The 12,998-nt window shown below is 36.2% G+C and carries 10 protein-coding genes; 7 read left to right on the top strand and 3 right to left on the bottom strand.

Annotated features, from left to right (window positions below):
* Positions 1 to 2: 2 nt before the first annotated feature.
* The 6 genes from ACRYLU_RS07240 to guaA all read left to right on the top strand — a co-directional run bounded on the left by ACRYLU_RS07240 (position 3) and on the right by guaA (position 8,600).
* Positions 3 to 2,774 (top strand): endo-beta-N-acetylglucosaminidase, encoded by a 2,772-nt coding sequence (locus tag ACRYLU_RS07240; RefSeq protein WP_445080814.1) that lies wholly within the window; start codon positions 3 to 5, stop codon positions 2,772 to 2,774.
* Between the two features lie 114 nt (positions 2,775 to 2,888).
* On the top strand, positions 2,889 to 3,497 hold the full coding sequence (locus tag ACRYLU_RS07235) for a YesL family protein (protein WP_012898106.1): 609 nt from the start codon (positions 2,889 to 2,891) through the stop codon (positions 3,495 to 3,497).
* A 29-nt stretch (positions 3,498 to 3,526) separates the two neighbouring features.
* Positions 3,527 to 4,954, top strand: a complete 1,428-nt coding sequence (locus ACRYLU_RS07230; protein ID WP_311866477.1) for a glycoside hydrolase family 1 protein — start codon at positions 3,527 to 3,529, stop codon at positions 4,952 to 4,954.
* Between the two features lie 36 nt (positions 4,955 to 4,990).
* A complete protein-coding gene (locus ACRYLU_RS07225; protein ID WP_445080813.1) occupies positions 4,991 to 5,872 on the top strand; it encodes an ROK family protein in 882 nt (293 codons plus the stop codon).
* Positions 5,873 to 5,974: 102 nt separating this feature from the next.
* Positions 5,975 to 6,850 (top strand): fructokinase ScrK, encoded by an 876-nt coding sequence (gene scrK / locus ACRYLU_RS07220; protein WP_104141666.1) that lies wholly within the window; start codon positions 5,975 to 5,977, stop codon positions 6,848 to 6,850.
* 208 nt (positions 6,851 to 7,058) lie between these two features.
* Positions 7,059 to 8,600, top strand: coding sequence for a glutamine-hydrolyzing GMP synthase (guaA, locus tag ACRYLU_RS07215; protein ID WP_098393571.1), 1,542 nt, complete (start codon positions 7,059 to 7,061; stop codon positions 8,598 to 8,600).
* A 145-nt stretch (positions 8,601 to 8,745) separates the two neighbouring features.
* Here guaA and ACRYLU_RS07210 read toward each other — a convergent pair whose 3' ends face one another.
* Positions 8,746 to 10,125 (bottom strand): MATE family efflux transporter, encoded by a 1,380-nt coding sequence (locus tag ACRYLU_RS07210; protein WP_038600219.1) that lies wholly within the window; start codon positions 10,123 to 10,125, stop codon positions 8,746 to 8,748.
* A 199-nt stretch (positions 10,126 to 10,324) separates the two neighbouring features.
* On the opposite strand from ACRYLU_RS07210, the gene ACRYLU_RS07205 reads away from it, so the two are divergent.
* Positions 10,325 to 10,744, top strand: coding sequence for a MarR family winged helix-turn-helix transcriptional regulator (locus ACRYLU_RS07205; protein ID WP_058205469.1), 420 nt, complete (start codon positions 10,325 to 10,327; stop codon positions 10,742 to 10,744).
* 51 nt (positions 10,745 to 10,795) lie between these two features.
* Here the strand turns inward: ACRYLU_RS07205 and ACRYLU_RS07200 are convergent, their stop codons facing one another.
* Both ACRYLU_RS07200 and ACRYLU_RS07195 read right to left on the bottom strand, forming a co-directional pair.
* Positions 10,796 to 12,163, bottom strand: coding sequence for a putrescine aminotransferase (locus ACRYLU_RS07200; RefSeq protein ID WP_058205468.1), 1,368 nt, complete (start codon positions 12,161 to 12,163; stop codon positions 10,796 to 10,798).
* 45 nt (positions 12,164 to 12,208) lie between these two features.
* A complete protein-coding gene (locus ACRYLU_RS07195) occupies positions 12,209 to 12,997 on the bottom strand; it encodes an ABC transporter permease (RefSeq protein WP_058205467.1) in 789 nt (262 codons plus the stop codon).
* Between the last annotated feature and the right edge of the window lies 1 nt (position 12,998).

The following is a 12,998-nucleotide window of genomic DNA, read 5'->3' as shown; positions in this document are numbered from 1 at the left end:
TTATGAAAAAATCGAAAAAATTTTTTATTAGAATATGCCTTTCTACAGGAATTTTGGCATCTGCAACTTTACTGACAGCTTGTTTTGGAACTTCAGCAAAACATGTGAAAGCTAATTATAAAGTGACAGCAGAAGCAATTCCAGATTACCAAAGTAAGAATGCTCCCATTTCATCTTATTGGATGCCTGATAAATTTCTAGAATGGTCAGCGGAAAATGACAAAGATTTAGTTTACAATCAATCCCGAGTGCCGCTTGCCAAAAGAATTTCTCCTGATAAACTAAGTCCATCCAATCAAAATCAAAACAAAAAGACAAAAATTGTCGCCTTGTCGATGATGAACTCACAAACTTCTGGGAATCCTTCGCGAGGCACAACAAAATTTGAGAGCTATACTTTTGATTATTGGCAATACATTGACACACTGGTTTATTGGGGTGGCTCATCTGGTGAAGGAATAATTGTAACTCCATCAGCAGATGTTATTGATGAAGCACACAGCAATGGTATTCCGGTACTTGGAACAATTTTCTTACCGCCTAAAGAATACGGTGGAAAAGTAGATTGGGTCAAAACAATGCTCAAAAAAGATGAGCAAGGACAATATCCATTTGCCAGTCAAATGGTTAAGGTTGCCAAGACTTATGGATTTGAGGGCTGGTTTATCAATGAAGAAACCCAAGGGCTAAATGCTGATGATGCAGCTAACATGAAAGCCTTGATTCAACAAGTAAAAAAAGAAGATTCTAGTCTTCAAATCATGTGGTATGATGCCATGACTAAAGATGGAAAAGTGGATTGGCAAAATCAGTTAAATGACCAAAATGCGACATTTGTACAAGATAAAGCAGCAGACGCGATGTTTTTAAATTTCTGGTGGACTCAAAATAATTTGGCAGACCAAAAATTACTTGAAAAATCGAATCTCTATGCTAAAAATCACAATATTGACCCTTATAATATTTATGCCGGAATAGATGTGCAAGCCAAAGACGTCCAAACTCCAGTTAAATGGAACCTTTTAGAAAAAGGCAATCAAGCCACTCAAACATCAATTGGACTCTATGCAGCAAGCGCTACCTACACTAACGCAAGTAATTGGGATGATTTTCAAAATCGTGAATCAGCATTCTGGGTCAATCAAAAAGCAGACCCTCGTCAAGTTGATCACTCCGTCAATGAATCATGGACAGGACTTTCCAAATATGTTCTGGAAAAATCAGCAATAAGCGGTAATGAATTTAATACTAATTTTAATTTAGGAAATGGTTATAACTATTTTAAAGCTGGCCAAAAAATCTCAGAAATGGATTGGAATGACCGAAGTTTAGCGGATATTTTACCATCTTACCGCTGGATTATTGACAACGAAGGAAAAAATAAAATAAGTCCAAGCTTCGACTTTGCAAATGCTTATAACGGTGGAAATTCACTGAAATTTATGGCTGAACATTTAGATGCAGGCAAAAGCTCAAACATCACATTGTTTGCTAGTGATTTGAAAATTGATAAGGGAGCAAAATTCTCTGTTAGTATGCGCTCAGACCAAGCGCTTAAGGTTTCAGCAATTTTAGAACTGGCAAATGGTCAAAAAGTTAGCATTGCAGGAGATAATAGCCTGACTGAGGATTGGTCAGAAATAAGTTTTGATGTTAAGAAATTTGAAGGCCAAATAATCAAAAAAATCGGTTTAAGCATAAAATCTGATCAAGCAATGGATTTTAAAGCCATTAATCTAGGAGAAATGACTTTGACCAATGGTCAAAAAGTCGCTCCAATCACACTTTCAGATGCAAAAGTAACTGATGAAGCTTTTGAAGAAGAAGGAACAGTAGGTGGTTTTAGACTTTCTTGGAAATCAGATTCAAATAAAAATAATCTTTCTACTTATGAAATTTATCAGTTGAATAATGATGGAAGTAAAGAATTTTTAGGAGCAAGCAATATCAATGCCTTCTTTGTTAATGCCTTAAAACGCGGCAAAAATATCAATTCAACAAAATTTGAAATTGTCCCAATTAATAAGGCTGGAGAATCTGGACATTCAGTTACGACCTCTGTGAAATGGGCAGATAATTCATTAGCTAAAGCGGCATTTGTAGCAGATAAAACCCTAGTTACGATTGGTGAAAAAGTAACTTTAATGAATCAATCTAATCTAGCTTCCGTCAAATATAAATGGGAAATTGACGGTGCAAGTCCCGCTACTTCTACAGAAAAGAACCCTCAAGTAAGCTTTGATAAAGCAGGGAATTATTCCGTCAAATTAACGGTCATCAATGAAAAAGGACAAGAAGATTCAGTCACTCAAACTGAACTGATTACTGTAATTGATCATCCAGTAGAATTAACAAATTTTGCATTAAACCAATCCGTTCAAGTAGACAGTTTCACTAATGAATCTGAATCAGGACCAAAAGCAGTTGATGGAAAATTAAATACCAAATGGTGTGCCGTTGGCCCAGGTAAACACAATATTAACATTGACCTTGGAAAATCAGAAAAAATCAATCAAGTCCTGATTGACCATGCGCAAAAAGGAGGAGAATCGCCTGACATGAATACTTCTGATTACACCATTGAGATTTCAAAGGATAATCAAAATTGGACAGAAGTTGTCAACGTTAAGAAAAATAAATTGGGAGAAACCAAAGATTCTTTCAAACAGACAGAAGCGCGTTACGTTAGAATCACAGCCATTAAACCAACACAAGGAGCAGATACCGCTGTTCGTTTATATGAAATACAAGTATTAGGACAAAAAAATAGCTGACAAAGAACTGTAAAAACTTGCCATAAAAGCAAAGAAAAGGCTATCATGAAAACCCTAACATTTCATTGGAAAAGTGTTATAATGAAGTAATAAAAGTTAGAAAGTTATAGAAAAATGATTGGAAAAGCACTAGAAGAATTCTTTATTCGAATTTGGGTCGTTGTTAAATTGACCTTGATATTTTGGCTCTTAGCGCTCACAGGGCTGTTTGTTTTAGGACTTGGTCCTGCCTTTAAAGTGGTAACAGAGTTGTATTTGGAACATGGTTTTGACTATAAGTCAATCTCAGTGAAACAGGCTTATCAAATTTTCAAGCGAGACTTTTTAAGAGCAAATATCATTTTTTGGCTCTATACGTCTTTGAGCCTTTTGCTCGCTTATAATTTATATCTTTCAGTACAAATCCAAGGTTTACTTTTCTTGGTGATTGATTTCATTCTATTCTTTGGTTTAACTTATCTTATGACCGCTTTTGAATATACAATGATTTTTGATAGTCAATTTGAAATTAGTTTTGGAAACTTATTAAAAATGAGCTTTATTTCAAATTTTATTAGTTTTAAAACCTATCTAAAACTTTTATTTGGGATTGTCCTTATCTTTGTTTTGACTTGGCAATTTAAAGGCATGATTCTCTTTGGTTTGATTGGCCTTTTACAAGTTTATTCTTTAAGTGTGACAAAAACTTGGCGTTTGAAAGTCGAAGAACAGTTAGCAGAGTAAAAAAGAAGAGTTACTGAGAGGGGTGGAAAATGGAATTAAAATTCCAAGAAAATTTTTTGTGGGGAGCAGCAACGAGTGGCCCACAAACTGAAGGACGTTTTAAAAAGCAGCATGACAATGTTTTTGATTATGATTTTGACCATTATCAAGAACGTTTTTGGGGCGGAATTGGACCTGATACAGCCAGTAATTTTTTCAATGACTTTCGAGAAGACATAAAATTAATGAAGGCGGCTGGTCTAAAATCAATAAGGACAAGTATTCAATGGTCGCGTTTGATAGATGATTTAGAAAAGAATACGATCAATGAAAAAGCGGTTGATTTCTATAACGCTGTAATTAATGAATTTATAGCGCAAGGGATTCGTCCGATGATTAATTTAAATCATTTTGACCTACCAGTTGAACTTTTAAAAACATATGGAGGCTGGGAAAGTCGTCATGTTGTTGATTTATATGCAGGTTTTGCAGCAAAATGTTTTGCTGAATTCAGCGACCGAGTGAGTGATTGGTTTACTTTTAATGAGCCAATGGTTGTCGTTGAGTGTGCTTATCTATTAGGTTTCCATTATCCTGATATTGTTGATGGAAAAAAAGCTGTTCAAGTGGCTTATCATTTGCAACTCGCCTCATCTCTTGCGATTGAACAATACCGAAAAATCAATAAAAATCCTGAAGGACGAATTGGAATCATTTTAAATTTAACTCCGTCCTATCCAGCAACTGAAAAAATCGAAGATTTAAAAGCAGCAGAAATGGCAGACCTTTGGCAAAATCGCCTCTTTTTAGATGCATCAATAAAGGGAGAATTTCCAGAAGAATTAGTCAGCCTTTTACAAGAAGAAAATGTCTTGTGGCAGTCGGAAGCAGAAGATTTGAAACGAATTAAGGAAAACAAAGTGGACCTTTTGGGAGTAAATTACTACCATCCGAGTCGAGTACAAGAACCTGAATATTCTAGTAATAGTTTGGCTCAAGATTGGCGTCCCGACAAATATTACGCATCGTTCAATAAACGTGGGGTGCGGATGAATGCTGACAGAGGTTGGGAGATACATCCACAAACCATTTACGAAATTGCCAAGAGAATTCAAGAAGATTATGGAAATATTCCTTGGTTTATTTCTGAAAATGGGATGGGCGTAGAAAATGAAGAACGTTTCAAAAATGCTGATGGACAAATCCAAGATGATTATCGAATTATTTTTACAACAGAACATCTTTTTTGGCTCCATAAAGCGATTCAAGAAGGCTCAAATTGTTTTGGTTACCATGTTTGGACACCAATTGATTGTTGGAGTTGGCGGAATTCATACAAAAATCGTTATGGTTTGATTAGTTTGAATATCCATACCCAAATGAAAACTTTAAAAAAATCAGCTTATTGGTATAAAAATTTAACAGACTCATCACTTTTACAAGTTCCAGATTCGATTTTAGAAAAATACAATCAATGATTTCTGTTAAAATATAAGAAAATTTGGAGGAGAAATATGTCATTATTAACAATAGATATTGGTGGAACAAGCATTAAATATGCAAGATTTGCTGACGGAAAATTAGGAGAAGAAGGTGCTTTCGGAACTCCGGATAATCTGGATCAATTTTATCAATCACTGACAGCAGTCGTTGAACAATTTAAGGAAAATTCTGATGTTTGTGGTGTTGCTATTAGTTCCCCAGGAGCAGTAAATAAAGCGACTGGTGTCATTGAAGGAGCAAGTGCTCTCCCTTATATTCATGAATTTGATATTCATGCTGAATTAGAAAAACGATTTGGGTTACCTGTTTCTATCGAAAATGATGCCAATTGTGCAGCGCTTGCCGAAGTGAAATTTGGTGCGGCAAAAGGTTTGTCAGATGTTTTGCTCCTTGTGCTTGGAACAGGTGTTGGCGGTTCTGTAGTTATGAATGGGAAAGTTCATCATGGGAAACATCTTTTTGGCGGTGAATTTGGCTTTATGCTCATGGATGATGAACATTCGTTTTCGACATTAGGAACAACGATTAGAATGGCTGAGCGCTATAATAAACGCACAGGAGAAACTCTTGATGCCATCGAAATTTTTGAAAAAGCCTTTAATGGTGATGAAATAGCTAATGAAGAAAAAAATATTTTTCTATACAATGTCGCAAAAGGAATTTTTAATCTGACTTATTCTTTTGATCCAGAATTAGTGATTATTGGCGGAGGAGTTTCCCAAGCTGAATGGTTAATTCCAGAATTGCAAAAACAACTTCAAAAAATCATGGGAATTATTGAAGTAGCGACTTTTATGCCAGAAATTGTAACTTGTGAATTCAGAAATTCTGCCAACTTAATTGGTGCAGCGGTAGATTTTTCACAAACTTACGCAAATAAGACTGACAAATAGGCTAGAAGTTTTCTGTCAGTAATATTTTTTACTGACAGAAAATTCCTTCACTAATACTCTACGAAATAAAACATAAAAAGTAACAAATTATAGGAAAAAATTATGACAAATCATTATGGCTCAATCGAAGCAGGCGGAACAAAATTTGTACTTGCGATTGGTGATGAGCAGTTTAACATTTTAAAAACAAATCAAATTCCAACGACTCGTCCTGAAGAAACAATTACTAGAACCATTGAATTTTTTAAGGAGAATCCTGTTAAATCATTGGCAGTTGGTTCTTTTGGGCCTATTGACATCAAGCCTGAAAGTGCAACTTATGGCTATATAACAACCACGCCAAAAGCTGGTTGGGCAAATGTTGATTTATTAGGAAAACTCAAAGCCGCACTTGATATTCCGATGGTTTTCACTACCGACGTCAATAGCTCGGCTTACGGTGAAATGATTGTGACTGGCGGAAAATCATTGGTTTATTTCACAATTGGAACAGGAATTGGTGGAGGAGCCGTACAAGATGGGAAATTTATTGGAGGATTCTCTCATGCAGAAATGGGTCATCAATATGTGAAGCGTCATCCAGACGATCTTAATTTTGCAGGCGTTTGTCCATTTCATGGTGATTGTCTAGAAGGAGTGGCAGCCGGTCCTTCCCTTGAAGCCCGCTTAGGAATTCGTGGAGAAGATATTCCAGCTGACAGCAAAGTGTGGGATATTCAAGCATTCTACATTGCACAAATCGCCGTTAATACAACCTTAGCACTTGCACCTGAGAAAATTGTTTTTGGTGGTGGCGTTATGACTCAAACGCACATGATTGAGCGCGTGCGCAAGGAATTCACAAAATTAATGGCAGGTTATGTCCACGTTCCCTATTTACTGACAGATTATATTATGACTCCGTCAGTCGCAAATAATGGTTCGGCAACGATTGGAAATTTTGCTTTGGCAAAAGAATTAGATGAAAAAAATTACTGACAGCTCTGTCAGTAGTTTTTCGTTTTCGTCAGTAAAAATAAATGTAATCACTATCATACGATTTTTCTAAAATTTATTTTATTTATTCACAAATATCTCTGCAAAAAACAATAAATTATGATAGAATAAATCTAATAAAATAATTGAACAAAAGTTCGAACTTTCCAACAGGAATTCGGACTTTTGCACCTTATTAGAGGAGGGTCCCTTGTCCGACACTACACTTGAAAAAATCATTGTACTCGACTATGGTTCACAATACAATCAACTTATTGCGCGTCGTATCCGAGAAATCGGTGTTTTCTCAGAACTCATGAGTCATAAAGTTACAGCCAAAGAAATTCGTGAGATTAATCCAATCGGTATTATTCTTTCAGGCGGTCCAAATTCAGTTTATGATGAAGGTTCATTCGATATTGATCCTGAAATCTTTGAACTTGGTTTGCCAGTGCTTGGTATTTGCTACGGAATGCAATTAATGAGCTACAAGCTCGGCGGTATGGTAGAAGCAGCAGGCGAACGCGAATACGGTGTTGCCCCACTTCAACTTACTAAAAAATCAGCATTGTTTGCAGGAACTCCCGAAGTTCAAGATGTTTTGATGAGCCACGGTGACCGTGTAACAGCTATTCCTGAAGGTTTCCACGTTGTCGGAACTTCACCAAACAGTCCATTTGCTGCTGTTGAAAATACAGAACGCAACTTGTACGGTATCCAATTCCACCCAGAAGTTCGTCATTCAGTTCACGGGACAGAAATGCTCAGAAACTTTGCGCTTAACATTTGTGGAGCAAAAGGGAACTGGTCAATGGAAAACTTCATTGATATGCAAATCAAAAATATTCGTGAAAAAGTTGGCGATAAAAAAGTTCTTCTTGGACTTTCAGGTGGTGTTGATTCATCAGTTGTAGGTGTACTTTTACAACGTGCCATCGGTGACCAATTGACATCAATCTTTGTTGACCACGGTTTTCTTCGTAAAGGCGAAGCTGACCAAGTCATGGAGACATTGGGCGGAAAATTTGGTCTTAATATCATCAAAGTAGATGCTCAAAAACGCTTCATGGACAAACTTGTTGGCCTTTCAGACCCAGAAACAAAACGTAAAATTATCGGTAACGAATTTGTTTATGTTTTTGATGATGAAGCAAACAAATTAGAAGGTGTTGACTTCCTTGCCCAAGGAACACTCTATACCGACGTCATTGAATCAGGAACAGATACAGCTCAAACAATCAAATCACACCATAACGTTGGTGGACTTCCTGAAGATATGCAATTCCAATTGATTGAACCATTGAACACACTCTTTAAAGATGAAGTTCGTGCGCTTGGAACACAACTTGGAATGCCTGATGAAATCGTTTGGCGTCAACCTTTCCCTGGACCAGGACTTGCCATTCGTGTCCTTGGTGATTTAACAGAAGAAAAACTAGAAACTGTTCGTGAATCAGATGCAATTCTTCGTGAAGAAATTGCTGCTGCAGGCCTTGAACGTGATGTTTGGCAATATTTCACAGTAAATACAGACGTGAAATCAGTCGGTGTCATGGGAGACCAACGAACATATGACTATACATTAGCTATTCGTGCCATCACTTCAATCGATGGAATGACAGCTGACTTTGCCCAACTTCCTTGGGATCTTCTCCAAAAAATCTCAAAACGCATCGTTAATGAGGTGGACCACGTCAACCGTATCGTCTACGATATTACGAGCAAACCACCAGCAACTGTTGAGTGGCAATAGAATAAAAAGCGATAGCAGATTACTGTTATCGTTTTTTCATTCCATTAACTTGTAATTTATCAGGCTTAAATTATGATAAATTCGTCTGGACTGGAAAATAATATATTAAAAAACGAGGACATAAATTTCCTCGTTTTTTAATATATTATTCAGCGACAGCTAATTCAGGTTGATTTTCCATAAGTTTACCATTGTTTAATTTTAATAAATAAGGGATAAGCATGATGAGCCCTGCTACAAAGGCAATTCCTTCAGTTAGGGTCATTGACCAGATGAGGCCAGTTAATCCGTAAAAATGATGTAAGATAATGACGATTGGGATATAAAGAATCCCTTGAATAGTTGACATTACCCCAGTTTGCGCACCTAGACCAGAAGCTTCAAAAATTCCAGTAAATAATCCAGAAAAACCATTGAAGACAGATGAAACCAGTTGTGCGGCTAGTACGATTAAGCCCACTTTGATTACTGCACTATCATCAGTAAAGAGTTGCATGACAGGAACTCTAAAAAGATAGACAATTAAAGCAAAGAGAATAGAAATTCCGCCAATCCAAAGAGTTAACTCTTTAAGCGCTTCTTTTAATCGTTGAGTATTATTTGAAGCAAAACTATAGGCAAAGAGTGGAATGGCCCCCAAAAAGAGTCCCATGGTCAAAAATTCAGGCAGTTGAGTGATTCTAAGGGCAATCCCAAAGCTAGCAAGAACATTATCACCATATTGAACAGAAAAGTGATTTAACAAAAGTGTTGTGACAATCATAAATGCTGATTTGAAAACTTCTGCAATCCCAATTTTGTAGATTTCAAATTGGTCTTTTAAACTGATTTTAAAATGTTTTAAAAATCCTTTAAGCGATTCACTTTTATTTTCTAAAAACCAGACATAATAAGCTGTAGAAGCTAGATTTGCGATCACCATTGAAAGTCCAGCCCCAATGACATGAAGATTTAAAACTAGGATAAAGAGGGCATCTAAGACAATACTAGTCGCAACCCCAACGAACATTCCATACATTGATTCTTTTGAGGCACCTTCTGCACGAACTAATTGTTCCAGTCCATAGTTTAAAATCATACTAAAACCACCACCTAATAAAACTCCAGCATATTCTTTAGTATAAGTAAGAGTTGCGGCGTCTGCTCCTAAAATATGAGCGATTGGACTTAAAAAGAAAAGAGAAACAAGCCCAATAAGCAAACCAATGATTAAACTCATATAGAAAGAATAACCAGCGATTTTCTTTCCTTTTTCTTTGTCGCCAGAACCTAGCAGACGAGTAATAAAGGTTCCACCTCCGACACCAAAAAGGTTTCCGATGGCCATAAAAACAATGGTTATTGTTAAACCTAGAGTGATTGTTGACATCATATTTGTGTCATGGACAAGGCCGATAAAGTAGGCATTGATTAAGTTATAGATTGTTGTTGCGGAAATTCCAATCATCATGGGAATTGATAAGTGAGCAATTGCTTTTCTGATGGGCGCTTCCTTAAGATAATAAGAGTTGGATTTTTTACTCATTTTTATTGTTCTTCTTTCTGTTTTTACAAATCTAGAAACCTAATAGTTAGGTTTCTAATTGATAGAAATTATTGTAACTCGAAATAAAATAAAAGTCAAGCTCGAACTGTTAGGTTTCTAATTATTAGGTCTTGACAAATATTCTAAAGAACTCTATACTAGAAGATAAGAAACAGTAAATCAAATAAGAGGAGCCCAGATGACCGATACAATCTATTCAAATTTATTTCGTTCTATTTCACAAAAATCAATGATGACCTCTAGTCAAATGATGAAAGATTTAGAAGTGAATCATCAACAAGCTAGAGTAATCGCATATATTGCAGAAAATCAAGATAAAGGTCTCATCCAAAAAGATTTAGCAGAAGTATTTAATAGACGAGGAGCAAGTATTACAAGTATGCTCCAAGGGTTGGAAAAAAAAGGATATATCGAAAGACGAATTCCTAAAGAGAATGAACGTCAAAAAAATATCTATATTTTGCCCAAAGGGCTAAAAATTATTAATCAGATTAATCAAATATTTGAAGCATCTGAAAAGAAATTGATTGAACCCTTGACCGAGAAAGAACAAGCTGAATTCTTGAGATTCTTAGAAAAAATAGATGACAATTTATAAGAAAGACACTAGCGATTAGCTAGTGTCTTTAAAATCGAAAGTAAATATTTATTATAAACTTTTTGAAATTTCTTCAAGTGTTTCTCCAAAACGTTTTAAAACAGTATCAATTTGTTCATAAGTGACGATTGCTGGTGGTTCCATTCGAACTGTTTTAGCATTAACAAGAGTTCCAGCGGTCATCACTCCTCTTGAAAAAAGTCCTTTTGATACAGCATAGCCAATATCGGTTGTATTAAACTCAATACCAATCATTAAACCAATTCCGCGAACTTCTTGAATAAGCTGTGGATATTTTTTTGCATATTCTTTTAGTTTTGGAATCAAATATTCTCCTTTTTCAAAAGCTTGTTGAGGAATATCATGTTTAATCATATAACGAATTGCGGCAAGAGCAGCAGAACAAGCCAGTGGATTTCCACCAAAAGTTGGAGAGCCAAGAAGCCAAGGATTATCAATAAGCTGTTGGACCCACATTTTCTTTGTAAAAACAATCCCTGTAATTGGCATAATACCACCACCAAATGATTTCCCAAAAGTCATAATATCAGGGGTAACTCCAGACCATTCCGAAGCCCAGATTTTTCCAGTTCGTCCCATTCCAGTTTGAATTTCATCAAAAATTAAGGCTACACCAAATTCGTCAGCAATTTTACGCACCTCTTGCAAATAGCCTTCAGGTGGTAATTTAATTCCTGCTTCTCCTTGGACAGGCTCCAAGATAATTCCTGCTACCTTTTCGCCGACTTCTTGCAAATTAGCAATCGCTTTTCTCATATCTTCAGCATTTCCGTATTCAACGTGTTGCACTTGTTGAATCATTGGCAGGTAAGGTTCACGATAGCTTCCTTTACCGCCGACTGAGATTGCTCCCATTGATTTTCCATGAAAGGCACCAACGGTTGAAATATACCAACGTCCACCTGTTGCGATACGTGCCAGTTTTAAAGCCATTTCAACAGCTTCGGCTCCACCATTTGTGAAGAAAGAGTATTGTAAATCGCCGGGAGTAATTTCTGCGACCGCCTTAGCAAGATAAGAGCGAAGTGGATCAAGAAGTTCTTGAGAATGAAGCGCTTGGTGTTTCAATTGAGCTTCTACCGTTTCTAAAATTTCTTGATTACGGTGACCGAAAGTATAAATTCCAAATCCACCTAAAAAGTCAATGAATTCTTCATCATTTAAACCATAATCGATACTTCCTTCGTCATGCCATTCAAGGACGGCAGCATCAGTTGAGACAGATTTACGATATTTTAGCCAGCCAGGACTGACATAATTATCAAATCCTTCAAGAGTATCATCGGTGATTTTTTTAATTGTTTCGCTATCAAACTTATCTTTTTTGATATAGCCGATCACTTCATCAAGCTTTGCAATAGTTGCTTCTTTATCGAAATTAAATTGTTCTTGTGACATAAATTTTCTCTTTTCTAAGTTTTAAATGTTTGAATATTTTAGTACTCACAGTTTATTTTTCTGTATCTTCCTGACATTTCTGACAGTATTACTAAAGATAAGAAGGACAGTAACTATGAGTATTAGTGTTGCTAGAGCGTTAACATCAGGTGTCACTGCGACTCTAACCATACTAAGAATGGCTAGTGGAAGTGTTTGTGAGTCAGGACCAACAACAAAGAAGGAAATGATGACATCATCTAGTGAAAGTGTGAAAGCCAATAAAGCTCCAGAAATGATTGCAGGCCAAATAGCGGGAATTGTTACTTTGCTAAAAGTAATTACTTTATTTGCCCCTAAATCCATAGACGCCTCTTCCAATGCGAGCGTATCCTCCGTGAATCCGGCCCTGACTGATACAAGGACAAAAGGAACGGAAAAAGTGACATGAGCAATAAATAATGTTGAAAGTCCCAATGGAATATTAAAGAAGGCAAAAATCGAAAGTAAGGAAATACCTAAAACGACTTCTGGAATAACTATTGGAACATAAAGAATTTGATTGATCAATGATTTTCCTACGAAATCATATTTAGCGAGACCTACAGCACCCAGAGTCCCAATAATTGTGGCGACAAAAGTTGCTGATATTCCGACAATCAAAGAATTCATCAGACCGTTAATCAAAGCTTGATTTGACCATAAAGTTTTGTACCAATCAATAGTGAAGCCTGTAAAAAAGATATTTTGCCGTGATTGGTTAAAGGAAAAGAAGACCATAACGAAAATTGGCAGATATAAAAAGATAAAAACAAGCCAAATATAAAAGGATTTGTACCAAGTTTTTTCTTTCATA

The organism is Lactococcus sp. KTH0-1S (genome assembly GCF_052544945.1).
This window is presented reverse-complemented; position numbering and strand designations above follow the sequence as displayed.

What these genes read in the sequence shown, in the direction of transcription:
- ACRYLU_RS07240 (WP_445080814.1), top strand. Translation starts at nt 3, where the DNA reads ATGAAAAAATCGAAAAAATTTTTTATTAGAATATGCCTTTCTACAGGA.
- ACRYLU_RS07195 (WP_058205467.1), bottom strand. Translation starts at nt 12,997, where the DNA reads ATGAAAGAAAAAACTTGGTACAAATCCTTTTATATTTGGCTTGTTTTT.
- scrK (WP_104141666.1), top strand. Translation starts at nt 5,975, where the DNA reads ATGACAAATCATTATGGCTCAATCGAAGCAGGCGGAACAAAATTTGTA.
- ACRYLU_RS07200 (WP_058205468.1), bottom strand. Translation starts at nt 12,163, where the DNA reads ATGTCACAAGAACAATTTAATTTCGATAAAGAAGCAACTATTGCAAAG.
- ACRYLU_RS07205 (WP_058205469.1), top strand. Translation starts at nt 10,325, where the DNA reads ATGACCGATACAATCTATTCAAATTTATTTCGTTCTATTTCACAAAAA.
- ACRYLU_RS07235 (WP_012898106.1), top strand. Translation starts at nt 2,889, where the DNA reads ATGATTGGAAAAGCACTAGAAGAATTCTTTATTCGAATTTGGGTCGTT.
- ACRYLU_RS07210 (WP_038600219.1), bottom strand. Translation starts at nt 10,125, where the DNA reads ATGAGTAAAAAATCCAACTCTTATTATCTTAAGGAAGCGCCCATCAGA.
- ACRYLU_RS07230 (WP_311866477.1), top strand. Translation starts at nt 3,527, where the DNA reads ATGGAATTAAAATTCCAAGAAAATTTTTTGTGGGGAGCAGCAACGAGT.
- ACRYLU_RS07225 (WP_445080813.1), top strand. Translation starts at nt 4,991, where the DNA reads ATGTCATTATTAACAATAGATATTGGTGGAACAAGCATTAAATATGCA.